Here is a 19,060-nt window from a genome sequence, read left to right as displayed (position 1 = left end):
CTCGGCGGCCAATTCAGGATAAGGACTCCCTATATGGCCGAAGAGATCGCAACCCTGGCTGGCGGCTGCTTCTGGTGCACGGAAGCGGTGTATCAGAATCTGAAGGGCGTGAAGGCCGTGGAAAGCGGCTATATCGGCGGTACGCTGCCGAACCCCAGCTATGAGCAGGTCTGCTCCGGCGCGACTGGTCATGCTGAGGCGATCCGCATCACCTATGATCCGGCGACGATCGGCTATGGCGACCTGCTGGACATTTTCTTCGCCACCCATGATCCGACGACGCTCAACCGGCAGGGCAATGACATCGGCACCCAGTATCGGTCGGCCATCTTTCCCCATTCGCCCGAACAGGCGGCGGAGGCGAAGGCCGGGATCGAGCGCGCCCAGGCGGATCAGGCGAACCCGATCGTCACCGCCATAGAGCCCGACGCGCCCTGGTATCCGGCGGAGGATTATCACCAGAAATATTGGGAGCGGGTGGGGGACCGGAACCCCTATTGCATGGCGGTGATCCCGCCCAAGCTCGCCAAGCTGCGCAAGGGCTTTGCCGAGCGGATCGAAGCGCCCTAACGGTTCGTCGCCCACGGCTTGCCCTGGCCGCCAGCGTCTTTAAGCTGGCGGACATGACAAGCCGGGGAAGAGATATGAACAAGATCGCATGGGTGGCCGCGCCGGCTTTGTTGCTGTTCCTGCCGGGCTGCATCGCGCGGACGGCGGCGAATATCGTGACGGCGCCGGTGCGCGCTGGCAGCCAAATGGTGGACTGGAGCACCACCAGCCAGGAAGAGGCCGACCGCAATTACGGCCGCAAGATGCGCAAGCAGGAGGCGCGCGAAGCCCGCGAGCGGAAGAAGGAGGAAGAACGCCGTCGCCGCGAATGCCGCGATGCGGGTTATGATAATTGCGGGTGAGTGATTTCTCGCCCTTTTATCCGGCCCATCCCCACGCGTCATGCTGAAACAAGTTCAGCATGACCATATTCATAGGCGGTCCGCATGAATGCGAATGTTAAGCCGCCGCCCGCCGCAACCGGTCATTGATGGCTACACCGATCCCTTCATTGGGTATCGGCGCCACCGCGATCCGCTCCGCCGCGCTGGCATCCGCGAGGTGCAGGGCCGCGAACAGATGCGCCGCCGCTTCCCGCATATCGGCGTCGGGGCTGAGATTCACATGACACGGCATCAGGCCGAAGCCGATCAGATATTCGTCCTTCTCCGCCTTCAGCGCGTTCAGCCGCACCGGCTTGGACGGCGCATAATGGCTTTCCAACTGCCCCGGCGCCTCGATCTTCGCATTGTCAGCGCCCGTCACCACCGGCAGCCTGCTTGCCTCCTCCAGCATGGCCGCCGTGATCGGGCCCGGTCGCAGCAGGCGGATGCAGTCGCTTTCCGGCGCGACGATGGTCGATTCCAGCCCTTCGCTGGTCGGCCCCTCATCCAGGATCATGCGGATCTTGCCGTTGAGGCTCGCCAGCACATGTTCGGCGCGCGTCGGGCTGATCGCGCCGCTGCGATTGGCCGAAGGCGCGGCGAGCGGACGCCCGCTCTCCCGGATCAGCGCCCGCATCGCCGGATGGGCGGGCAGGCGCAGCGCCACGGTCGGCAGTCCCGCCATGACCAGCGGGGACAGTCCGCTGTCGGCTCGCACAGGCAGAACCATGGTCAGCGCGCCGGGCCAGAACCGCTCCGCCAGCTTGTCGGCCACGGGCGAAAAATCGGCCAGACGCCCGGCCATCTCCCGATCGGCGACATGGACGATCAGCGGATTGAAGCTTGGCCGTCCCTTGGCGGTGTAGATCGCCGCCACCGCGTTGGAGTCCGTGGCGTCCGCCGCCAGGCCATAGACCGTCTCCGTCGGCACGGCGACCGGTTCGCCCGCACGGATCAGCAGCGCCGCCTCGCGCAGCGCTTCGCTGCCATAGCGGCTTATTCGGGTGGAAAAGACTGGATTTGGGATGGTCACGACCCCAGCGATATAAGCCCCGATTTCCGGGAGTAAAAGGCCATTGCTACAGAAGAATGACATGGGCGCCGCGCTTGCCCGTCATGCGGATGCGGGCTAAGCGAGGGCGCCATGAACGATGCCCTGCTGACCCGCATTGCCGAAGCGCTGGAACGGATCGCTCCGCCGCCCGCTTCTTCCGCCGATCTGGCCGCCGCGCCCGCCTATGTGTGGAACGGCGCCACGATCCGGGCGGTGGAGGCCTTCGCGCCGGTGGATTACGCCCTGTTGACCGGCATCGATGCGCAGAAGCAGGCGCTGCTTGAAAACAGCCGCCGCCATGCTGCCGGACATGCGGCGCATGACGTGCTGCTGTGGGGCGCACGCGGAACCGGAAAGTCCGCCGTCGTTGCCGCCGTCATCGGCAAGCTTCAGGCGGAGGGGCAGGACATCGCCCTGCTGCAATGCGCGATCGATGAACTGGCCAGCCTGCCGCAACTCTTCACCCTGTTGCGCGACACGCGCCGGCCCTTCATCCTGTTCCTCGACGATCTTGGCTTCGATGAAAATGGGGTGGGCGACGCCCGTGCGCTTCGGTCGCTGCTCCAGGGCGGAACCGCCGCCCGCCCGGCCAATGTTCGCCTCTATGTGACGTCCAACCGCCGTCACATCGTGCCCCGCCACCTGTCGGAGCAGGACGACCCCGTCAATCCCCGCGACGTGGTGGACGACAAGATGGCGCTTTCGGACCGCTTCGGGCTGTCCCTGGGTTTCCACGCGATCGACCAGGATGCCTATGTCGCTATTGTCAGCGGCTATGCGGCCAGCCTCGGCCTCAGCTTCCAGCCGCTGGACGCGATCCAGTGGGCGACCCAGCGGGGTAGCCGCTCAGGCCGCGTGGCCTGGCAATATGTGGTGGAACTGGCCGGGCGGCATGGCCTCAATATCTAGGCCGTAAACCCATCTGGGCGTCCTGCGGTTCGACCAGAAAGGCCCATCACGGCGTCGGCAGGGCTTGAAACATATTCCCGCGCCCTCTCTCCTTGTGCCGAGCCTTTTGCATCAAATCCTGAGCGCGCCATTCATGGGTTTGCGGCTGGGGTATTTTGGGGAGTGTCCCTCTCTGCCGACCCTCGACGGGAGAGGATCAAGGGCACACCCCGGCAAGAACCCATCACCTCACTTCGCCGCCGTCACCCGCCAGACGACCCCGCCGACATCGTCGCTGACCAGCAACGCGCCCCTGGCGTCCGCCGTCACATCGACCGGGCGCCCATGCGCCTCGCCCTTGCTTCCCAGGAAGCCCGTCAGCACATCGACCGGCTTGGCCTTGCCCGCCTCCCCATTGTCGCCAAAGGGCACGAACACGACCTTGTAGCCCGCGGCAGGCTTGCGATTCCAACTGCCGTGCAGCCCGACAAAGGCGCCGTTGGCATAGGGCGCGCCCAGCGTCACCTTGTCGGCGAAGCTGAGGCCCAGCGGCGCCACATGATTGCCCAGCGCATAGTCCGGCCGCTTGGTATATTCGCGAACCTCCGGCCGCTGCGGCTGGACACGGCGATCCTCATAACCGCCCCAATAATTCCACGGCCAGCCATAGAAGGCGCCGAATTCCACCCGCGTCAGATAATCGGGCACCAGATCGCTGCCCAGCATGTCGCGCTCGTTCACCACGCCCCACAAGGCGCCGCTCCTGGGCTCGAAAGCCAGCCCCACGGGGTTGCGCAGGCCCGAAGCGTAGATGCGATAGGCGCCCGTATCGGGATTGACCTCCAGCACGGCGGCGCGATTGGCCTCCGTCTCCAGGTCATTTTCCCCGATATTGCTGTTGGAGCCGACGCCCACATAAAGCAGCCCCTGCGGGCTTGCGGCCAGGCTGCGCGTCCAGTGCATGTTGGGCGCCTGCGCGGGAAGGTTCAGGATCTTGCGCCCCCTGGCCGTGATCCTGCTGTCCCCTTCCTTGTAGGGAAAGGCCATCAAGGCATCGGTATTGGCGACGTAGAGCGTGTTCCCCACCAGCGCCATGCCATAGGGGGAGTTGAGCCCGGTGAGGAAAGCGGTCTTGGTTTCCGCCCGCCCGTCGCCATCGGCGTCGCGCAGCAGGGTGATGCGGTTGGCGGACGGCACGCCGGCGCCTGCCTTGTTCATCAGATAGTTCATCACCCGGTTGACGATGCCGCCCGTCGGGCGTGACGGGCTGTTGGTTTCGGCCACCAGCACATCGCCATTGGGCAGGCGCAGCAGCGAGCGGGGATGGTCCAGCCCATCCGCGAAGCGATCGACGTTCAGCCCCTTTGCGGGAACCGGCTTTTCCCCACCCTTCCACGGCACGGCATCCGCGACGTTCATCGTCGGGATCATTTCGCTGCGGGGGCTGGTGAAAACCGGCTCCTTGCCCACATCCGCGCCGGCCGGAAGCCGCGCCGTGTCTCCCCGCGCGAAATAGAAGAAAAGGCCGATGAGAACGGCCAGCGTGAGGAGGGTGAGCGCGATCAGATGCTTCTTCATGGCTATCCGTTTATGCTGGCCCACAGATGGTGGCAAGGCGCGCAAGTGCCGGGTGCGGAGCTATTTTCCCCGATCCCGCACCCATAGCAGCACCGCGATCACGATGCCCAGCGCGGTGCCGCCCAGCAGGCCGGCACTCGGCTGGCCCATCAGGCCGCCGACGATTGTTCCGCCCAAAATGGTGAGCGCCAAAATGGCGCCTGCGCCGATCGGTTCTTTTCTGGCATTGGTCATTTCCCGGTCCTTGCCACGCGCGGGGATGCATGGCCAGCGCTTTCCCGCCTGCGCCTTTTCAGGACAGGTCTGTGCCGCAACGGGATGTTTGTGCCATGGCGGGACTTGGCTAACCGGCCGTTCACCCTTCCAGGCCGCGCTGCTCCGTCGATGGCCATGGTTGGCATGGGGATTGAACCATGATCCTTACCGTCAGGGTGGGGACTTTGGGGGGCTTCGTCATGAACATGCCATATCTTTCCAATCGAAAGAGCTATGAGGACGCAGCTGAGCTGATGTCGCTGTTTGGCGACAATGCAGGCTATGAAGCCGCGGCGCGCGCCGACCGAAGCCGCGATCTGGGCAACCATATCCGCTTCTGCCATTGGCGGCAGATCGAGCGGCTGATCGTGCTGCTGACCCATGAAGGGCCGCTGGGCACGATCCATTGATCCAGCGCATCTCCGAAGCTTCGCTCGCCCCGACTTCCCATCCGTCATGCTGAAACGAGTCCGGCATGACGGATGGAGCAGATCGAATGTCGGCCTATAGCCGCAGGCCAGCCGTTTCCGGCAGTCCCGCCAATATGTTGAGGTTCTGCACGGCGGCTCCGGCCGCGCCCTTGCCGAGATTGTCGAGCGCCGCCACCAGCCGCGCCTGACCGGCCGCCTCATTGCCGAAGACGAACAGCGCCAGCCGGTCGGTCGCGCCGACATGCTCCAGCCGGACCTGAGTCATCGCCGCGCTGTCCTCCAGCGCTTCCACGCTGACGATGGGCGATCCCGCATAGGCGGCGGCCAACACGCCATGCACATCGGCCACCGAAGGCGCGCCGGGCAGGGCGCGCAACTGCAACGGCACCTCCACGATCATGCCGCGATAGGCATTGGCGACGGCCGGGGCGAACAGGGGCGGGTGCTGCAAGCCGGAATAGCGCAGCATTTCCGGCACATGCTTGTGGGCCAGCCCCAGTCCATAGGGCCGGAACGCGCTCGGCGCGCCCTCCGCGCCTTCATATTCCGCGATCATCGACTTGCCGCCGCCCGAATAGCCGGACGCGCCGGATACCGTCACCGGCCAGTCGCCCGGCAGCAGACCGGCGAGCACCAGCGGTCTCACCAGCGCCAGGAAGCCTGTCGGCCAGCAGCCCGGATTGGCGACGAACCGCGAATTTGCAAGCCTGTCCCGATGCCCCGGTTCCAGTTCGGCAAAGCCATAGGTCCAGCCGTCCGCCACCCGATGGGCCGTCGACGCGTCGATCACCCGCGTCCGGCCATTGTCGATCAGGGCCACCGCCTCCCGCGCCGCATCGTCGGGCAGGCAGAGGATGACGATGTCCGCCGCGTTCAGCGCCTCCCTGCGCGCCGACGCGTCCTTGCGCCTGTCCTCGTCGAGCGTGATGATCGACAGTTCGGGACGACCCGCCAGCCGCTCGTTGATTTCCAGACCCGTGGTGCCGACGCCGCCGTCGATGAATATCCGATGTGTCATGTGCCGATTCTCCGCCTCGCCGTCACGGGTTCCGCGTGGTCCGCCGCCAACCGTCCGACGACGTCGGCCAGTGGCTCGATCACCACGCTCATCCAATGGGCGTTGGCATGTATCATGTTGCGCTCGTCGGTCATGATGCCGACATGGCCGGGGAAGAAGACAAAGTCCCCTCGTCGGAGCGGCGCATCCGGCGCGATGAGGGAACCGATCCCCTCCCGCTGCAGATCGGTGTCGCGGGGCGCCTTGATCCCGCACTGGCCGAGCGATACCTGCACCAGGCCGGAACAGTCGACGCCGCGATGCCCGCGCCCGCCCCAGACATAGGGCTGGCCCAGATAACGCTCCGCCACCGAAACCCAGTCGCTTTCCAGCGCCTCGATCTCCGCGACATGGCGCCGATGCACGAAGCCTTCCGCACAGGCGAAGAAATCGCCCTGCGCCTCTGCCGCGAACTGCGCGCCGCGCGGCCAGTAATCGGCAATGGGCGACTTGATGTCGGCGGCGCTGAAGAGCGGCGCCGTGCCGGTGATCACGCGGCTGTTCACCACCTCCCGCACGTCCAGCGCTTCCCGCCGGACATAGCCGACATAGCCGTCATGCCCGCAAAAGCCCCAGGCCCAGTCCGCCGTCACGTCCAGCGCGTGGAAGCTCTCGCCCCGCAGCAATTCGCTGACCGCCTGCGCCTTGGGCGTGTCGGACGCCAGCACCGGTGCGCCGGCGGCGACGCAGGTCAGTTCGACGGCACGGGCATAATGGGCGGAAAACAGCACGCCGGCCAGCGCCAGGTCGGCCAGGTCGCCGCGCGCCGCGTGGACGCGCGTGTCGAGCCTGACCGATCGGCCGTCCAGCTTGAATCGGATGCGTTCAGGCGGTGCGTTCCGCAGGGGAGAAGTTGAGGCGTTCATCGCGGCCGGTTCCTGCGATGAAATGGTGAAAGGCGTCAAGAAATTCCGCCCCTTTTGGGGTTCGGGTGATGAAAATATTGCGTCGGTCGGTGGAGTCCCGTTCCCGCCGCAGATAGCCAAGCGCCGATAATTTGTTGAGTGCGCGGGTGATGACCGGCTTGGAGACGTTCAGCGCCTCCGCGAGTCCCCGCACCGTATGCGGCCCCGCGCCGATGTAGACGGTCAGCATCAGCGCCATCTGCCGGTTGGTGAGGTCGGGTTTGCCGGACCGCACATAATCGACCAATGTGCGCATCCATTGGCTGAGCGGCTTCAGGCCGGGACGGTTCAGCTCTGCGGCTTCAGTCTGTGCGGAATGGGCATCCATGACCCCGTAACGCACGATAGCCAATCCGGTTGCGTAACGGCCTCGGACAATCGCTTTCTTTTTACTTTTTACGGCCGTAGCGCGCTTGCAGCATATGGAAGGCGGCGCGCAGTCCCAGCGCCTCGCCCCCCTTGGGCCGCCCCGGCCGGGAGGCGGGACGCCAGGCAAAGGTGTCGAGATGCAGCCAGGGCACGGCGTCGGGCACGAACCGCCTGAGGAACAGCGCGGCGGTGATCGCCCCGGCAAAGCCGCCTTCGCCCGCATTGTTGATGTCGGCCACATCGGACTTCAGCATTTCCGCATAGCCGTCCCACAGGGGCAGGCGCCAGGTCGGATCGTCGACGGCGGTCCCGGCCGCATCCATGTCTGCGGCGAGCGCCTCGTCATTGGCGAACAGGGCGGGGAGGTCCGGTCCCACGGCCACCCGCGCCGCGCCGGTGAGCGTCGCATAGTCGATGATCAGGTCCGGCTTGTCCTCTCCCGCCAGCGTCAGCGCGTCGCCCAGCACCAGCCGCCCCTCGGCATCGGTATTGCCGATCTCGACCGTCAGCCCCTTGCGCGACCGCAATATGTCGCCGGGCCGGAAGGCATTGCCGGACACCGCATTCTCCGCCGCCGGGATCAGCAGGTGAAGCCTAACCGGCAGGCGCGCGTCCATGACAAGCTGCGCCAGCGCCAGCGCATGGGCCGCGCCGCCCATGTCCTTCTTCATCAGGCGCATGGCGGAAGACGGCTTGATGTCCAGGCCGCCGCTGTCGAAGCAAATGCCCTTGCCGACGACCGCGACCTTCGGATGCCCGGGATCGCCCCAGCGCAATTCGATGAGGCGCGGCGCGAAGCCCTTGTCCGCGGCCTTGCCCACGGCATGGATCATCGGGAAGCCATGTTCCAGCGCATCCCCCTTCGTCACCTTGCAGTCGGCGCCGAAGCGTTCCGCCACCTTGCGGGTTGCGGCTTCCAGTTCGGCCGGCCCCATGTCGGCGGCGGGCGTGTTGACCAGATCGCGCACCAGCGCCACCGCTTCCGCCAGGCGCGTGGCCGCATCGATCTGCGCCACTTCCGCGGTCAGCAGGACGCGCGCTCCCGATCCATTTTCTTCGCTGCGATAGCGGTCGAAGCGATATTGCGCGGTCAGCCATCCCAGCATCGCCGCGCCGGCCGCGCCTTCGACCAACCGATAAGTCCCCTCGGGCAAGGCCTCGGCCAGCCTGGCAAGGCACCATGGTCCCAGCTTCGTGGCGGAAGCGACGCCCGCCACTACCGACCAGTCCGCCGGATCTTCGCCAGGCAGAATGGCGAATTCATGCGCCTTGCCCTTGAATTTCTGCGCGGCGGTCAGCGCGCGCACACGCTCCGGCTGGCTTCCCAGCCAGCTTTCCAGCCCTGGCGCATCCACGATCAGGATCGAACGGGCAGGTTGATTGTTGTCGGCTTTCAGCAGGTCGGAAAAATCGCTCATGCCCTATGTTCTGGAGAAAGGCGGCGGGTAAGAAAAGCCCAATCTTTCGTCGTCCGCGCGCCTCCTTCGACCGCGCTATCATTTGCGTCGGACGGAGCGCAGGCATAGATTGAACGAAGTTAAAAGAAGGAGAGACATGATGATGCACAGCGACGATGGCCGCCTTCAGGCCCTGCGCGCCCGTGCCTATGTGCTGGCGGAAAGCGGGCGTTTCGACGGCGCGCATGCGGTGGAGCAGGCATTGATCGCGGAAGGCTGGCCCAATGCCGGCGCGGCGCTCCAGAGCAGCTATGCGCGCAAGGCGATCAGCGAACGGTGCATGGCGGCAGCCAAGGCCCATTGATGCGCCGGATCAAGGGGAGAGGACTGGCGGGACTGCCCCTGGGGGCGGTCCTGCTGCTTTGCGCCTGTTCGCCGTCGAAAGATGCCCGGAATGCGGGCGAAGCGGCTCTGCCGGGCAGCGACGTCGCGGCCAGCAATTTCGCGAACCGCATGTCCGGCCAGCCGGAGCCGCCGCCGCCCGCCCAACCCTTCGAGCAGAAGGAGAAGACCGATCTGCTCGAATTCGCCTATGGCTACCCTGCCCAGGCCGCGCAGATACCCGCCCTGGCGGAGAAGTTCGGCAACGCGCTGAAGGTCGGCAAGGCGGATGCGTTGAAAATGGCGCGCGAAGACCAGAAGGCCGCCAGCGCGTCCGGCTATCCCTTCCGCGCCCATGCGCTTGACGTCCATTGGACGGTCGCCGCCGATACGCCGCGTTTCCTTGCGCTCCAATCGGAAAGCTATGTCTATACCGGCGGGGCGCATGGCATGACCGGCTATGACGCATTGCTGTGGGACAAGGCGCGCAAGCGGGAGACGGCGGTCACGGCGTTGATGACTTCGCCTGCCGCCTTCGCGGCCGCCATCCATGACCGCTTCTGCGACGCACTGGACAAGGCTCGCGCCGAAAAGCGCGGCGAGCCGGTGAAGCGGAGCGATGACGACGACTTCACCAAATGCATCGATCCGATGCAGCAGGTGCTGGTGCCGACGTCGAAGGACGGCAAGCTGATCGACGGCGTCACCGTGGTCGTCGGTCCCTACAGCGCCGGGCCCTATGCCGAGGGAAGCTATGAGATCGCGCTGCCTGTGGACGGGGCCATGCGCAAGGCGATCAGGACGGAATATCAGGACGCCTTTGCGGCGGCAGAATGACGCTGCCCCCCCCACAATGCGCCGTGCCCCTGCGAAGGCGGGCGTTCCGTTCTGACGTCGGAACTGGGTTCCTGCCCTCGCAGGAACATGGTGCCCTAAACCGACGGCACTCCGTAAAGGTCATGCTCGTCGGCATCCTCGATCAGCACGTTCAGGATGCTGCCCGGCTGCAAGCCTTCGCCCACGTCGCGCAGGAAGACATTGCCGTCGATTTCCGGTGCGTCGGCCTGACTGCGCGCGGTCGCGCCGATGGAGCCGTCCTCGTCCGCTTCGCCCACCTCGTCGATGATGACGGGCAGCACGCGGCCGACCTTCGCCTGTAACCGTGCGGCGGAAATGGCGGCGGTCTTCTCCATGATCCGCTGATAGCGTTCTTCCTTGACCTCTTCCGGCACGGCGCCGGGCAGGTCGTTGGCCGCCGCGCCCTCCACGGGTTCGAAGCGGAAGGCTCCCACGCGGTCGAGCTGCGCCTCGTCCAGCCACTGGAGAAGATAGTCGAAATCCGCCTCCGTCTCGCCGGGAAAGCCGACGACGAAGGAGGAACGGATCGCGATGTCCGGGCAGATGTCCCGCCATTTGCGGATGCGGTCCAGCACCTTCGCTTCGTTCGCCGGGCGCTTCATGGCCTTGAGGACAGAAGGCGCGGCGTGCTGGAAGGGAATGTCGAGATAGGGGGTCAGCAGCCCATCGGCCATCAGCGGGATCACCTGATCCACATGGGGATAGGGATAGACATAGTGCAGACGGACCCAGGGCGGTGTGCCATCGGCGGTGCGAAGCTGCCCCAGTTCCCGCGCCAGATCGGTCATGTGCGCGCGAACCTCGCGCCCCTTCCACTGGCGCGCCTCATGCCGGGTGTCGACCCCGTAAGCGGAGGTGTCCTGGCTGATGATCAGCAGTTCCCGGGTTCCGGCATGCACCAGCTTTTCCGCCTCGCGCAGCACGGCGTCTATGCGCCGGCTGACCAGATCGCCGCGCAGCGAGGGGATGATGCAGAAGGAGCAGCGATGGTTGCAGCCCTCCGAAATCTTCAGATAGCTGTAGTGGCGCGGGGTCAGCTTGAGCCCACCCTCCGGCACCAGATCGACGAAGGCGTTGGGGATGGGCGGCGAAGCCTCATGCACCGCGTTCACCACTGCCTCATATTGATGCGCGCCGGTGACGGCCAGCACCTGCGGGAATTTCTGACGGATCAGTTCCGCTTCATTGCCCATGCAGCCGGTGACGATGACCCGGCCATTCTCCGCAATCGCCTCTCCAATGGCTTCCAGCGATTCTTCCTTGGCCGAATCGAGGAATCCGCAGGTGTTGACCAGCACGACGTCGGCGCCGGCATAGTCGGCGGACATCTGATAGCCGTCGGAACGCAGCTTGGTCAGGATGCGCTCGCTGTCGACCAGCGCCTTGGGACAGCCCAGCGACACCATGCCGACCTTCGGCGCTTCGGGAATTTTGGTTGCCATGATCGGCGCGCACATAGGGATTTTTGAGCGCAATGTCACGGGGGGCAGGAAATCAGGGCAGGGACCGGGCTTCCCCGGCGGCCGCGCCCTGCACGATTTCTATGATCAGGTCGCCGGTCTGGAGCCGCCCCGCGCCCTCTTCCCAGAAGCCGATGGCCCGCCCATCACGGTAGATGCGTACCCCCAGACCAGTGGCGATGGCGGAAAGCGGTTGCCCGATCTCCTCCGGCAGAACGAAGCGCTCGTTCAGCTTCACCTGACCGCCCGAAGCGGCAAGGTCCGACATATAGTCGGCAATATGCTGGCCGCTGGTGCTGCCCGCCAGCAGCAGCCCGGCGAAGCTGACCGGGTTGATCACGGTGGTCGCGCCCGCCTGCCGCGCGGGCAGTTCGTTATCCTCGTTGCGCACGACGATGCTGATGGGCAGGCGAGGGGCCAGATGCCGCGCCGTCAGGGTGATGAGGATCGAGGTGTCGTCCCGACCCGCCGACACGATCAGCGTCCGCGCCCGGTGGATCGCGACATCGTTCAGCGTCCGGTCCCGCGTCGAATCGCCGCACAATATGTTGCAGCCCAGCGCTTCGGCCTCGGCCAGCGCCTTCTCTATCGGATCGACCACCACGATCTCGCGCGGATCGACGCCCCGCGCCAGCAGCTCGCGCACCGCCTCGGCCCCGCTGGTGCCGAAGCCGGTCACGACGATATGATTGTGCAGATCGGCCTGAATGCGAGCCATGCGCCACCTGTAGAGGATGTTGCGGAAAAAGAGATTATAGGCCGTGCCGAGGAAGATCAGCCAGACGAACAGGCGGATCGGCGTCACCAGCAATGCCTCGAACAGCCGGGCTTCCGGGCTGACCGGCACGATGTCGCCATAGCCGACCGTCGTCACGGTGACGGTGGTGAAATAGAGCACGTCGACGAAGCTGATCCTGTCGTCGAGATTGTCCTTCAATCCATCCCGGCCGACCCAGTGGATCAGCAACACCAGCCCGATCAGGCCGAACACCAGCCCCACCCGCCAGGTGAGATCGGCCCAGATCGGCAGCGAAGACCGCCGCCGCAAAAACCCCGCCGCGCTGGACGGCGGCCTTACCGGAACGATCCTCATCGGATCTTTTCTTCGATGATGCGGAGGGGAAGCATCGTGGGAATGGTGAAGGCAGGAAGAAGGAATGCGCGCGACATCGCCATGTCTTTAACGCGCTGGTCCCGCCATGGCCAGATTCCGTTCCGGTCGACTGCAAAACCATATCCCCGCCTGGGCAGGAACATGCCGTCAGCCGATCTGTCCTCCGAAGGCCTGCGCCGTCGCCGCGATCGCACTGTCCTGCGTCAGGTCGTAATGCAGCGGCGTCACCGTCACATAGCCTTCGGCAATGGCGGCCAGATCGCTGCCTTCCGGCACGGAGTCGCTCTTGCCCAGGCCGAACCAGTAATAATCATAGCCGCGCGGATCGGTGCCATGGATGATCTTCGTCCGGTCCACATCGTGAAAGCCCTGCCGCACCACGCGGATGCCCTTGACGGCTTCGGGTTCGACGGCCGGGAAGTTCACGTTGAACAGCAGCCGGGGGCTGGCCGGCATGGCGATCAGCGGGCGCAGCACCCGCTCGCCCCAGGCCCGCGCCGCCGCGAAGGGCACGGCGTCGCCCATCCCCTCCCGCACATAGACCTGGCTGAGCGCGATCGATCTGATGCCGGAGATCGCGCCCTCCATCGCGGCCGATACCGTGCCCGAATAGGTCACGTCCTCCGCCAGGTTGGCGCCGCGATTGACGCCTGACAGCACCAGATCGGGCTTCGCATCCTTCATCAGATGGCCGACCGCCATCATCACCGCGTCGGTCGGCGTTCCCGACACGCTGAAATGCCTCTCGCCATGCTGCCGGACGCGCAACGGCCGCGTCAGCGTCAGGCTGTGGCCGGCGCCCGACTGCTCCTCGCTCGGCGCGACGATCCAGATGTCGTCCGACAGCGTCCGGGCGATCTCCTCCAGCACGGTCAGGCCCGGCGCATGGACCCCGTCGTCATTGGTGAGCAGGATGCGCATATGTCTGGAATCCTTCGCTTGGGGGCCGGCAGCCTACCGGGGCCGCAACCGCGTCACCCCGCCCATATAGGGGGCCAGCACTTCCGGCACGATCACGCTGCCGTCCTCCTGCTGGTAATTTTCCAGAACCGCCACCAGCGTCCGTCCCACGGCCAGTCCCGACCCGTTCAGCGTATGGAGGAAGCGCGTCTGCTTCTCCCCCTCCGGCTTGTAGCGAGCGTTCATCCGCCGCGCCTGGAAATCGCCGCAATTGGAGACGGAACTGATCTCGCGATAGGTCTGCTGGCTAGGCAGCCAGACTTCCAGATCCCATGTCTTGCGGGCGCCAAAGCCCATGTCGCCGGTGCACAGCAGCACCTTCCGATAGGGCAGGCCAAGCGCCTGCAAAACCCCCTCAGCCGCGGCGCACATGCGCTCATGCTCGGCTTCGGATTCCTCGGGCCTGCAGATCGCCACCAGTTCGACCTTCTCGAACTGGTGCTGGCGGATGAAGCCGCGCGTGTCGCGCCCGGCCGATCCGGCTTCCGACCGGAAACAAGGTGTCAGCGCCGTCAGCCGCAGCGGCAGGCTTTCCACCGCCACGATCTGTTCGCGCACCAGATTGGTGAGGGAAACCTCCGCCGTGGGAATCAGCCAGCGCCCATCGGTGGTCCTGAACAGGTCCTCCGCGAATTTCGGCAACTGTCCCGTGCCGAACAGGGCCTCATCCTTCACCAGCAGCGGCGGGTTGACCTCCTCATAGCCGTTTTCGCCCGACTGGCGGTCCAGCATGAACTGCGCCAGCGCGCGGTGCAGCCGCGCCATCTGCCCGCGCAGCGCGGTAAAGCGCGCCCCGGAAAGCGCCGCGCCGCCTTCGAAATCCAGCCCCAACGCCGGGCCGAAATCGGCATGATCCTGCGGCGTGAAGGGGAAGCTCCGCGGTTCGCCCCACCGTGCCACCTCGACATTCTGGACCTCGTCCTCCCCCGTCGGCACGTCGTCCGCCGGCAGGTTGGGGATCGCCGCCAGCCGCGCCGCCAACGCTTCGGCAATCTCGCGATCCTCCGCCTCCAGGGCGGGCAGACTCTCCTTGAGCGCCGCGACTTCGGTCTTCAGCGCGTCGGCCGTCGCCATGTCCTTCTGCGCCATCGCCTGGCCGATGGCCTTGCTCGCCTCATTGCGGCGCGCCTGACCCTGTTGCAGCGCGGTCTTGATCGCGCGGCTCCGTTCGTCCAGCGCCAGCAACTCCGCGCTCAGCGGTTCAAGCCCGCGCCGGGCCAGCCCCGCGTCGAAAGCGGCGGGATTTTCGCGAATGAAACGAATGTCGTGCATGGGTCAGCCCTATGCCGTTCTGCGACCAGCCGCGCAACCCTGCACACCGCCGTCCGTTGGTGGTAAAATCAGGCGTTGAGAAAAGAGGAACGGGACGATGCAGATAGACCATGACGCGATGGTGCTGGTGGCCGATGGGCGCAAGATGCTGTTCTTTCGCAACAAGGGCAGCCCGGCCTTTCCCAATCTGGAAACGGAAGAGGTGAAGGAGCAGGATAATCCCCCCGATCGCGAGCAGGCCTCCGACGGCACGGGACGCGGGCCCAATTCGGTCGCGAGCCATCGCGGCTCCGTCGAGCAGACCAATTTCCACGATCTGGAGGAAGCGCGCTTCGCCGCGGAAGCGGCAGAATTGCTGAAGCGCCGCGCGCTCGCCAATGATTTCGAAAAGCTGATCGTCGTCGCGCCGCCCGCCGCCCTGGGCGAAATGCGCAAACATTATCACAAGGAAGTGCAGAGCCGGCTGGTGGGTGAGATCGCCAAGGACCTGTCGAACCACCCGGTGCCGGAAATCGAGCGGATCATCGCGACGAGTTGAAACCCGACCCGGCCGGCGCTCCCCCCGGATGCGCCGGCCGGATCGCCCCGCGGTTAACCTTCGGCGCCCGCCTTGGCGCGCGCGAAACGCTTGCGCGCCAGCAGGGCCGCCGCGCCCGCCCCGAACAGCAGCACCATCGGCGGCGCCGGCACGTCGGTCGGCGGCGGCGGATGATGATGGTCGCCGCCCGACGAACTGGACGAAGAGGAAGTCGAGGACGAAGACGACGTCGAACTGCTGGTCGAGGAACTGGTCGAAGAGGAGCTGGACGTGGAGCTCGACGTCGAGGAGCTGCTGGTCACATTGCCGCTGGAGGTCGAGACGTTGCCCGAAGAGGTCGACACATTCCCGGAGGATGTCGACACATTGCCGGATGAGGTGGAAACCCCGCCCGTGGACGTCGAAACGCCGCCGGTCGAGGTGGACACGCCGCCCGTGGTCGAACTGGTGGAACTGGTGATGCCGCCGGTCGAGCTGCTGGTGGAGGAGATCACCACCGATCCGCCCGAACCGCCGCTGCTGCCGCCGAAGAAGCCGCCGAAAAACCCGCCGCCGCCAAAGCCGGGGCCACCCGCCAGCACCACCGGCGCGCCGCCGCCACCGCCGGACATGACCGGCATTTCCGCGGCCGCGACCGGGGCCGGCAGGGGGATAGGCGCCGCCTGGGTGGTCACCGTCACCGTCTGCGGGGCGCAGGAAACCGTCTTCACCACGCGCTGCACCTTGCGCACCGCATAATGCTTGCGGGGCGCCGCCTTGACGCTCTTCGTGCTCTGAACCCCTGCCGGACGCGCGCTTTCCGCGACATGGACGGCGCCGCCGCCGATGATCGCGCCGCCGGCGGCGCAAGCGCATAATTTAGCCAATGCCATCCGTACCGACATAGGTTCCACTCTTGTTTGTCTTCGGCCTGACGATCTCGTCACCGCGTTGCGCAGTAACGGATGCGGGGCCGTTCCCTATTGCTAACAACGCAAAACAAAGCGTTAACTTCAATGGCGTTAACTCTGAATATCGGGGTCAAGTCGAGGAAAAAACTAACAAATTATGAACTCATATGGTTAATGTCCCATTGTGATACGGCGGCCGGCCGCTTGGGCGATACGGCTGGTCTATTTTCTTTTATGATCTGCCGATGGCCGGGAATCGCGAATTTTCTGGGGATAAGCGCGCCGCAATGCGCGGCCGGCGCGCCGGACGACCGATTGCCCGCTTGTCTCAGGCCTTGGCGCTGGCTATTAGGCGCCGTCAACCACAAGTCACGGATACCCCGGCACTTTCAGCATCGGGGGTCCCGCGAGTCGGAGAGCCAGATGGCATCGGTCCTGAATTCCGATAAAGACGGCCAAAATCCGCCGAAATCGGCTGTAACACTCCCACCCGACTATCGTCCTTCCGCAGACGAAGAGTTCATGAACCCGCTTCAGTTGGAATATTTCCGGCAGCGCCTGTGGGACTGGAAGAAGCAGATCCTGGCCGAAGCGGAAGGGACATTGGCCGTCCTGCAGAACGAACCGCTCCGCGAACCCGACCTCAACGATCGCGCATCGAGCGAGACCGACTGGTCGATCGAACTGCGCACCCGCGACCGCCAGCGCAAGCTCATCTCCAAGATCGACGCCGCGCTCCGCCGCATCGACGAGGGCGAATATGGCTATTGCGAAGTGACCGGCGAACCGATTTCGCTGGGCCGTCTGGAAGCCCGCCCGATCGCGACCATGACGGTCGAAGCGCAGGAACGGCACGAGCGGCAGGAAAAAGTCTCTCGCGACGATTAACCTTTTATCCATGCCGCCATGGCAGGGTCGCCGGGAAATTCCAGTGATCTTGCAGGGCGTTGTCGATGGATAGCAATCAGGATGATGGTGATCGTGGTCCGGCGCGTTCCGGCCCGCGCGACAGCCTTTTCCTGCTCACCAATCTAAGCTCGGCCGACGGGGTTCCGCTCGGCCGCGCCCGCGTCCGCAATCTTTCCGCCACCGGCCTCATGGCCGATTGTGAGCGCGCCGTGCCCAATGGCATCCGCATTCGCTTCGACCTGCGCGGCATCGGCCAGGTCCATGGTTCGGTCGTCTGGTCACGGGAGGATCGCATCGGCATCGCGTTCGACGTGCCGATCGATCCCCAACTCGCGCGCCGCCGGGTTTCCGCGCCGGAAGGACAGCTTGCGGTGCCCGATTATCTGCGCCAGCGCCGCTTCATGCGCTGAGCATCCAAAATGGATTACAGGGTGGCTCGATTGCCGCCGCCCACAAAAAAGCCCCGCAAGGCATGGCCCCGGAGCTTCTCCCGGAAGGGCAGGATCAGCGGCAAGGGACCGCCGATCCATGCCTTTCACACAGGCGTCACCGCTGTCAGTGTTGCGCCTCCATTTCCTCCTTCAGCCGAAGCTTCTGCTTCTTGAGCGAGGCCACCAGGATCGCGTCAGGCATGGGACGACTCGTCTCCGCCTTGATTCGAGCCTCAAGCCCGGCATGCTTGGCCGAAAGAGCTGAAATGTGGCTGTTTTCCATGACATTCTCCTTACGAGGGCAATGGATGAACGAGTAGATCACGATTCGCTGGCCGTGTCTTCGGGCGATTCGCGCTTTGCGACGGGCCGCTTTGAAATTTGCGATGGTTCGTGCCGGCCCGCCGGGCTATCAAGGGGCGATGGGACGGCAATGGGTGCGAAAGTAGGTGTATGGTGAGCCGCGAAGACATCATGCGTCGGCTGGAATTGTTGCGAATCGAGCATCGCGACCTGGACAGCGCCATCAGCGCGCTGGTGGACTCCGGTTCGGGCGACCAGATGCAGGTCGCGCGTCTCAAGAAGCGGAAATTGCGCCTGCGCGACGAAATGGCGCTGCTGGAGGATCAGCTCGTCCCCGACATCATCGCCTGAACGGTTGAACGGATTATGGCCAATGCGGTCCCGACTGATCCCGAATGACACAATTCGGGGTTAACGGGCCCGCATCGGGACTGACAAGGCGCCCGCTCTATGGCACATATCGGCCATGAAACTCGCCGCTTCTCTTGAACAGGGCCTGCATCGCCGCCTTGTCGACGGTCTCTATGTCGAAGCCATGGTGATGGCGGATGAAGCGCGCGCCTATTTCGATGTGCGGGATGGAGGCGATCCGGAGACGGACGATCCGCTTCGCCGCGTCGCCTTCGCCTGCGAATCGCTCAAGGTCACGACGCGCCTCATGCACATCATCGCCTGGTTGCTGAGCCAGCGCGCCTGGCAACGGGGGGAACTCAGCGATGCGGAGATGCTGGACGAGAAATACCGCCTCGGCCATGCCGCGACCACCGATCCTTCGGTGGCCGGCAACTTCCCCTTCGCCGCCCGCGCATTGATAGAGGCAAGCCAGGACCTTTACGAAAGGGTCGCCCGCCTTCAGGATCGCATGGCGCGTCCGCGGGCGCAGGCGGAACCCAATCCGGCCCGGGCATTGATGGATCGGCTCAACGCCGCCTTCTGACAGGCGGGTTCGCTGGGGCATGTCGGCAGGAGCGGGGTTACATATCTCCACGCCATCCAGCCTTTCAGCCCAAATCCCCGCACAGCCTGTCCCGCCATCATCTTGGGGGCTGGCCATCCGCCCGATTTCTGGTCTAGATCA

24 protein-coding genes are annotated in these 19,060 nt (G+C 65.2%); 11 read left to right on the top strand and 13 right to left on the bottom strand.

All coding sequences use genetic code 11. The annotated features are described in order from the left end of the window. The first annotated feature begins 33 nt into the window (after window positions 1-33). Window positions 34-570 carry a peptide-methionine (S)-S-oxide reductase MsrA gene (gene msrA / locus A0J57_RS10165; protein ID WP_061935452.1) on the top strand — a complete coding sequence of 179 codons (537 nt, stop codon included), beginning with the start codon at window positions 34-36 and terminating at the stop codon, window positions 568-570. A 74-nt stretch (window positions 571-644) separates the two neighbouring features. Beyond that, the gene (locus tag A0J57_RS10160) at window positions 645-911 is read left to right on the top strand and encodes a hypothetical protein (RefSeq protein ID WP_061935449.1); all 267 of its coding nucleotides are present in this window, start codon (window positions 645-647) and stop codon (window positions 909-911) included. A gap of 97 nt (window positions 912-1,008) precedes the next feature. Here A0J57_RS10160 and A0J57_RS10155 read toward each other — a convergent pair whose 3' ends face one another. Beyond that, the gene (locus A0J57_RS10155; RefSeq protein WP_061935517.1) at window positions 1,009-1,965 is read right to left on the bottom strand and encodes an L-threonylcarbamoyladenylate synthase; all 957 of its coding nucleotides are present in this window, start codon (window positions 1,963-1,965) and stop codon (window positions 1,009-1,011) included. A 111-nt stretch (window positions 1,966-2,076) separates the two neighbouring features. On the opposite strand from A0J57_RS10155, the gene A0J57_RS10150 reads away from it, so the two are divergent. Beyond that, window positions 2,077-2,895, top strand: a complete 819-nt coding sequence (locus A0J57_RS10150; RefSeq protein ID WP_025548859.1) for an ATP-binding protein — start codon at window positions 2,077-2,079, stop codon at window positions 2,893-2,895. A 228-nt stretch (window positions 2,896-3,123) separates the two neighbouring features. Here A0J57_RS10150 and A0J57_RS10145 read toward each other — a convergent pair whose 3' ends face one another. Both A0J57_RS10145 and A0J57_RS26585 read right to left on the bottom strand, forming a co-directional pair. Next, on the bottom strand, window positions 3,124-4,452 hold the full coding sequence (locus tag A0J57_RS10145; protein ID WP_061935446.1) for a sorbosone dehydrogenase family protein: 1,329 nt from the start codon (window positions 4,450-4,452) through the stop codon (window positions 3,124-3,126). Window positions 4,453-4,512: 60 nt separating this feature from the next. Continuing rightward, entirely contained in the window at window positions 4,513-4,686 is a 174-nt protein-coding gene (locus A0J57_RS26585; protein ID WP_165363299.1) for a hypothetical protein, read from the bottom strand. Between the two features lie 227 nt (window positions 4,687-4,913). Between A0J57_RS26585 and A0J57_RS10140 the strand changes: the two genes are divergently transcribed. Further along, a complete protein-coding gene (locus tag A0J57_RS10140; RefSeq protein WP_037482318.1) occupies window positions 4,914-5,117 on the top strand; it encodes a hypothetical protein in 204 nt (67 codons plus the stop codon). A 94-nt stretch (window positions 5,118-5,211) separates the two neighbouring features. Here the strand turns inward: A0J57_RS10140 and argC are convergent, their stop codons facing one another. The 4 genes from argC to A0J57_RS10120 all read right to left on the bottom strand — a co-directional run bounded on the left by argC (window position 5,212) and on the right by A0J57_RS10120 (window position 8,887). Continuing rightward, window positions 5,212-6,156 carry an N-acetyl-gamma-glutamyl-phosphate reductase gene (argC, locus tag A0J57_RS10135; protein ID WP_025548862.1) on the bottom strand — a complete coding sequence of 315 codons (945 nt, stop codon included), beginning with the start codon at window positions 6,154-6,156 and terminating at the stop codon, window positions 5,212-5,214. Further along, window positions 6,153-7,061, bottom strand: a complete 909-nt coding sequence (locus A0J57_RS10130; protein WP_061935443.1) for a C40 family peptidase — start codon at window positions 7,059-7,061, stop codon at window positions 6,153-6,155. The genes argC and A0J57_RS10130 overlap by 4 nt, the downstream gene beginning before the upstream one ends. After that, window positions 7,021-7,428 carry a MarR family winged helix-turn-helix transcriptional regulator gene (locus A0J57_RS10125; RefSeq protein ID WP_025548865.1) on the bottom strand — a complete coding sequence of 136 codons (408 nt, stop codon included), beginning with the start codon at window positions 7,426-7,428 and terminating at the stop codon, window positions 7,021-7,023. Before A0J57_RS10125 ends, A0J57_RS10130 begins: the two co-directional genes overlap by 41 nt. A gap of 61 nt (window positions 7,429-7,489) precedes the next feature. Then, window positions 7,490-8,887 carry a M17 family metallopeptidase gene (locus A0J57_RS10120; protein ID WP_061935441.1) on the bottom strand — a complete coding sequence of 466 codons (1,398 nt, stop codon included), beginning with the start codon at window positions 8,885-8,887 and terminating at the stop codon, window positions 7,490-7,492. A gap of 139 nt (window positions 8,888-9,026) precedes the next feature. Between A0J57_RS10120 and A0J57_RS10115 the strand changes: the two genes are divergently transcribed. Further along, a complete protein-coding gene (locus tag A0J57_RS10115; RefSeq protein ID WP_061935515.1) occupies window positions 9,027-9,230 on the top strand; it encodes a hypothetical protein in 204 nt (67 codons plus the stop codon). Further along, complete coding sequence (locus A0J57_RS10110; RefSeq protein ID WP_061935438.1) at window positions 9,230-10,084, top strand: DUF4163 domain-containing protein; 855 nt, start codon at window positions 9,230-9,232, stop codon at window positions 10,082-10,084. Before A0J57_RS10115 ends, A0J57_RS10110 begins: the two co-directional genes overlap by 1 nt. Window positions 10,085-10,179: 95 nt before the next feature. On the opposite strand, the gene rimO is transcribed toward A0J57_RS10110, so the two are convergent. The 4 genes from rimO to serS form a co-directional block, all read right to left on the bottom strand. Then, on the bottom strand, window positions 10,180-11,562 hold the full coding sequence (rimO, locus tag A0J57_RS10105; protein ID WP_170825621.1) for a 30S ribosomal protein S12 methylthiotransferase RimO: 1,383 nt from the start codon (window positions 11,560-11,562) through the stop codon (window positions 10,180-10,182). A gap of 37 nt (window positions 11,563-11,599) precedes the next feature. Further along, complete coding sequence (locus tag A0J57_RS10100) at window positions 11,600-12,658, bottom strand: TrkA family potassium uptake protein (protein WP_061935436.1); 1,059 nt, start codon at window positions 12,656-12,658, stop codon at window positions 11,600-11,602. A gap of 168 nt (window positions 12,659-12,826) precedes the next feature. After that, on the bottom strand, window positions 12,827-13,600 hold the full coding sequence (gene surE / locus A0J57_RS10095; protein ID WP_061935433.1) for a 5'/3'-nucleotidase SurE: 774 nt from the start codon (window positions 13,598-13,600) through the stop codon (window positions 12,827-12,829). Window positions 13,601-13,633: 33 nt separating this feature from the next. Beyond that, on the bottom strand, window positions 13,634-14,911 hold the full coding sequence (serS, locus tag A0J57_RS10090) for a serine--tRNA ligase (protein ID WP_061935430.1): 1,278 nt from the start codon (window positions 14,909-14,911) through the stop codon (window positions 13,634-13,636). A gap of 97 nt (window positions 14,912-15,008) precedes the next feature. Between serS and A0J57_RS10085 the strand changes: the two genes are divergently transcribed. After that, entirely contained in the window at window positions 15,009-15,449 is a 441-nt protein-coding gene (locus tag A0J57_RS10085) for a host attachment family protein (RefSeq protein WP_025548877.1), read from the top strand. 53 nt (window positions 15,450-15,502) lie between these two features. Here A0J57_RS10085 and A0J57_RS26580 read toward each other — a convergent pair whose 3' ends face one another. Next, window positions 15,503-16,333, bottom strand: coding sequence for a PEP-CTERM sorting domain-containing protein (locus tag A0J57_RS26580; RefSeq protein ID WP_173664342.1), 831 nt, complete (start codon window positions 16,331-16,333; stop codon window positions 15,503-15,505). Between the two features lie 429 nt (window positions 16,334-16,762). Between A0J57_RS26580 and dksA the strand changes: the two genes are divergently transcribed. Then, entirely contained in the window at window positions 16,763-17,227 is a 465-nt protein-coding gene (gene dksA, locus A0J57_RS10075) for an RNA polymerase-binding protein DksA (protein ID WP_025160963.1), read from the top strand. A 65-nt stretch (window positions 17,228-17,292) separates the two neighbouring features. Beyond that, window positions 17,293-17,658, top strand: coding sequence for a PilZ domain-containing protein (locus A0J57_RS10070; RefSeq protein WP_025548880.1), 366 nt, complete (start codon window positions 17,293-17,295; stop codon window positions 17,656-17,658). Window positions 17,659-17,803: 145 nt separating this feature from the next. Here the strand turns inward: A0J57_RS10070 and A0J57_RS25045 are convergent, their stop codons facing one another. Continuing rightward, window positions 17,804-17,962, bottom strand: a complete 159-nt coding sequence (locus A0J57_RS25045) for a YdcH family protein (protein WP_007684009.1) — start codon at window positions 17,960-17,962, stop codon at window positions 17,804-17,806. Window positions 17,963-18,153: 191 nt separating this feature from the next. On the opposite strand from A0J57_RS25045, the gene A0J57_RS10065 reads away from it, so the two are divergent. Together A0J57_RS10065 and A0J57_RS10060 are read left to right on the top strand one after the other, a co-directional pair. Next, window positions 18,154-18,333, top strand: a complete 180-nt coding sequence (locus A0J57_RS10065; protein ID WP_037482328.1) for a YdcH family protein — start codon at window positions 18,154-18,156, stop codon at window positions 18,331-18,333. Between the two features lie 115 nt (window positions 18,334-18,448). Further along, window positions 18,449-18,919 carry a DUF1465 family protein gene (locus A0J57_RS10060; RefSeq protein WP_061935424.1) on the top strand — a complete coding sequence of 157 codons (471 nt, stop codon included), beginning with the start codon at window positions 18,449-18,451 and terminating at the stop codon, window positions 18,917-18,919. The last annotated feature ends 141 nt before the right edge of the window (window positions 18,920-19,060 follow it).

Source organism: Sphingobium sp. 22B (genome assembly GCF_001580035.1).
Lineage (GTDB): Bacteria > Pseudomonadota > Alphaproteobacteria > Sphingomonadales > Sphingomonadaceae > Sphingobium > Sphingobium fuliginis.
The sequence above is the reverse complement of the archived record's forward strand: the minus strand, read 5'-3'. Positions and strand labels throughout refer to the sequence as shown.

Coding starts and splice junctions, on each gene's coding strand:
- surE (WP_061935433.1), bottom strand. CDS start 13,600: ATGCGCATCCTGCTCACCAATGACGACGGGGTCCATGCGCCGGGCCTG.
- dksA (WP_025160963.1), top strand. CDS start 16,763: ATGGCATCGGTCCTGAATTCCGATAAAGACGGCCAAAATCCGCCGAAA.
- A0J57_RS10120 (WP_061935441.1), bottom strand. CDS start 8,887: ATGAGCGATTTTTCCGACCTGCTGAAAGCCGACAACAATCAACCTGCC.
- argC (WP_025548862.1), bottom strand. CDS start 6,156: ATGACACATCGGATATTCATCGACGGCGGCGTCGGCACCACGGGTCTG.
- A0J57_RS10130 (WP_061935443.1), bottom strand. CDS start 7,061: ATGAACGCCTCAACTTCTCCCCTGCGGAACGCACCGCCTGAACGCATC.
- A0J57_RS10115 (WP_061935515.1), top strand. CDS start 9,027: ATGATGCACAGCGACGATGGCCGCCTTCAGGCCCTGCGCGCCCGTGCC.
- A0J57_RS10060 (WP_061935424.1), top strand. CDS start 18,449: ATGAAACTCGCCGCTTCTCTTGAACAGGGCCTGCATCGCCGCCTTGTC.
- A0J57_RS10065 (WP_037482328.1), top strand. CDS start 18,154: ATGCGTCGGCTGGAATTGTTGCGAATCGAGCATCGCGACCTGGACAGC.
- A0J57_RS10160 (WP_061935449.1), top strand. CDS start 645: ATGAACAAGATCGCATGGGTGGCCGCGCCGGCTTTGTTGCTGTTCCTG.
- msrA (WP_061935452.1), top strand. CDS start 34: ATGGCCGAAGAGATCGCAACCCTGGCTGGCGGCTGCTTCTGGTGCACG.
- A0J57_RS10145 (WP_061935446.1), bottom strand. CDS start 4,452: ATGAAGAAGCATCTGATCGCGCTCACCCTCCTCACGCTGGCCGTTCTC.
- A0J57_RS10140 (WP_037482318.1), top strand. CDS start 4,914: ATGCCATATCTTTCCAATCGAAAGAGCTATGAGGACGCAGCTGAGCTG.
- A0J57_RS10150 (WP_025548859.1), top strand. CDS start 2,077: ATGAACGATGCCCTGCTGACCCGCATTGCCGAAGCGCTGGAACGGATC.
- A0J57_RS10070 (WP_025548880.1), top strand. CDS start 17,293: ATGGATAGCAATCAGGATGATGGTGATCGTGGTCCGGCGCGTTCCGGC.
- A0J57_RS10125 (WP_025548865.1), bottom strand. CDS start 7,428: ATGGATGCCCATTCCGCACAGACTGAAGCCGCAGAGCTGAACCGTCCC.
- A0J57_RS26585 (WP_165363299.1), bottom strand. CDS start 4,686: ATGACCAATGCCAGAAAAGAACCGATCGGCGCAGGCGCCATTTTGGCG.
- A0J57_RS10110 (WP_061935438.1), top strand. CDS start 9,230: ATGCGCCGGATCAAGGGGAGAGGACTGGCGGGACTGCCCCTGGGGGCG.
- A0J57_RS25045 (WP_007684009.1), bottom strand. CDS start 17,962: ATGGAAAACAGCCACATTTCAGCTCTTTCGGCCAAGCATGCCGGGCTT.
- A0J57_RS10085 (WP_025548877.1), top strand. CDS start 15,009: ATGCAGATAGACCATGACGCGATGGTGCTGGTGGCCGATGGGCGCAAG.
- rimO (WP_170825621.1), bottom strand. CDS start 11,562: ATGTGCGCGCCGATCATGGCAACCAAAATTCCCGAAGCGCCGAAGGTC.
- A0J57_RS10100 (WP_061935436.1), bottom strand. CDS start 12,658: ATGAGGATCGTTCCGGTAAGGCCGCCGTCCAGCGCGGCGGGGTTTTTG.
- A0J57_RS26580 (WP_173664342.1), bottom strand. CDS start 16,333: ATGTCGGTACGGATGGCATTGGCTAAATTATGCGCTTGCGCCGCCGGC.
- serS (WP_061935430.1), bottom strand. CDS start 14,911: ATGCACGACATTCGTTTCATTCGCGAAAATCCCGCCGCTTTCGACGCG.